Below are 2,022 nucleotides of genomic sequence, written 5' to 3'. Positions count from 1 at the left end.
CTTCTGGCAATCTCAAGGCTACCGGCGCCAACTCCGACCAGGCCGCCGGCATCAACATCGTGCGTCGCGCGCTGCAGGCTCCGGCCCGCCAGATCGCGGCCAACGCCGGTGCTGAAGCCTCGATCGTTGCCGGCAAGATCCTCGACAACAAGGGCGCAACCTTCGGCTACAACGCCCAGACCGGCGAGTATGGCGACATGATCGCCATGGGCATCGTCGACCCGGTCAAGGTCGTGCGCACCGCCCTGCAGGACGCGGCCTCGGTCGCTGGCCTGCTGGTCACCACCGAAGCCATGATCGCCGAAGCTCCGAAGAAGGAAGCTGCCGGCGGTATGCCTGGCGGTATGCCGGGCGGCGGCATGGGTGGCATGGGCGGCATGGACTTCTAAGAAAGTCCATAAAGCACGCCCATCACCTTACGTTGCTCAAGCCCGCAAGCGGGCTTGAGTGGCGGCATGGACTTCTAAGAAATCCATAAACGAATAGTGAAGGGCGGCAGAAATGCCGCCCTTTTTCGTTAGGCTCGCTTGATTTTGCACTCCGTGACCTTCGCCACGGAATCGACACCCGCCCGCATCGTCGAGACCATGGTTATGTGAAGGAATAGGGCCTGGCGCGAAAAGCCGCCGCGCTCAGGCCCAGCCCGGCGAAGCGCTGCCGCAAGTCATCAAAGCCGGGGACCCGAAGGGCGACGGCGGCTGGCTCGGCCAGTTCATAGACCGTCCTCACCAAGCTCAGCGAGCGGATGTTCGTCGATGTTCTGCGCCGCTATGTGGAATCGCTGCCGCCGCAGCACACGGGCTGGCTGGCCGGCCTGCGCGATCCGCACCTGGGCAAGGCGCTGGCGCTGATCCATGATCGACCGGCGCATAACTGGACGGTGGAGGCGCTGGCGATGGAAGCCGCGCTGTCACGCACCGTGCTCGCCGATCGCTTCACCAGGCTCGTCGGCATGCCGCCGATGCACTATCTCGCCAAATGGCGGATGCAGATCGCTTCGGAATTGCTCAGCGCCGGCAACAGCAGCGTCGCCAACATCGCGGCGGAGATCGGCTACGAATCCGAGGCAGCGTTCAGCCGCGCCTTCAAGAAGGCGATCGGCGTCCCGCCCTCGGCCTGGCGGCTTGGCGTTCGGCCTACGCCCGGTTCCGGAAGCCATGAGGCTTCCGAACCCGAAGGCGAACCGGCCGTGGCAGCGAACTAGCGATCCGTCAGCGCCAGCTTGGCGCCTAGCATGACGAAGGCTCCGGCGAAGGTGCGGCGCATCCAGGTCAGCACCTTAGGCCGCGACACTACATGGCTGCGGATCGACGCGGCGAAGATGCCGTAGCCGACAAAGACGATGAACGTGACGAGCATGAAGGCGCCGGAGAGCTCCAGCATCATCGACAAGGCGTTCGGCTCGGTGGTGCTGACGAATTGCGGCAGGAAGGCAAAGAAGAAGATCGACAGCTTCGGGTTGAGGATGTTGATGAGGATGCCGGACGTGATCACCTTGCCGGCCGAGCGCGGCGCGAGGTTCTCGTCGACGCTGAGACCGCCCCCCTCCTTCAGTGTGTTCCAGGCCATGTAAAGCAGATAGGCGACGCCGAGATATTTCAGCGTCTCGAAGGCGACGGCGCTGGTGTGCAGCACGGCGGCGAGGCCGGTGATGGCGGCGGCCATATGCGGGATGATGCCCAGCGTGCAGCCGAAGGCGGCGATGATCGAGGCGCGCGCGCCGCGCGAGAGGCCGGCGCTCAGCGTGTAGAGAACGCCAGTGCCCGGCGAGGCGACGACGATCAGCGTCGTCAACAGGAATTCGATGCTCAAGGCTTGTTCCTCCGCGGCCCCTGCCAAGCGGGAAGGTACCGGGCCGATTGAGGCGGGGCAAGCGGGGTAGGAGAGCAATCTCCCGCCTTGTGGGGGAGACCAACAAGCGGCAGCCCATGCGCCTGGCGAGCCATCAGGCAGTCGTCGCCGCCAGGCACGCAGGCACGGCAGACGTCGGGGCGGAGTTCGTAGATGCCGCAGGCCGTGTGC

At 65.2% G+C, this 2,022-nt stretch carries 3 protein-coding genes and 1 pseudogene; 2 read left to right on the top strand and 2 right to left on the bottom strand.

Annotated features, from left to right (window positions below):
* A partial coding sequence (locus tag EN745_RS34075) for a TCP-1/cpn60 chaperonin family protein (RefSeq protein WP_281034804.1) occupies positions 1 to 389 on the top strand: 389 nt, incomplete at its 5' end.
* Positions 390 to 745: 356 nt separating this feature from the next.
* Complete coding sequence (locus tag EN745_RS34070) at positions 746 to 1,204, top strand: AraC family transcriptional regulator (RefSeq protein ID WP_127423262.1); 459 nt, start codon at positions 746 to 748, stop codon at positions 1,202 to 1,204.
* Here EN745_RS34070 and EN745_RS34065 read toward each other — a convergent pair.
* Both EN745_RS34065 and EN745_RS37380 read right to left on the bottom strand, forming a co-directional pair.
* Positions 1,201 to 1,812 carry a LysE family translocator gene (locus EN745_RS34065; RefSeq protein WP_127423261.1) on the bottom strand — a complete coding sequence of 204 codons (612 nt, stop codon included), beginning with the start codon at positions 1,810 to 1,812 and terminating at the stop codon, positions 1,201 to 1,203. The genes EN745_RS34070 and EN745_RS34065 overlap by 4 nt on opposite strands.
* A gap of 125 nt (positions 1,813 to 1,937) precedes the next feature.
* Positions 1,938 to 2,022, bottom strand: a pseudogene (locus tag EN745_RS37380) (YkgJ family cysteine cluster protein); the annotation flags it as partial.

Origin of the sequence: Mesorhizobium sp. M4A.F.Ca.ET.022.05.2.1 (assembly GCF_003998845.1) — a bacterium.
GTDB lineage: Bacteria > Pseudomonadota > Alphaproteobacteria > Rhizobiales > Rhizobiaceae > Mesorhizobium.
This window is presented reverse-complemented; position numbering and strand designations above follow the sequence as displayed.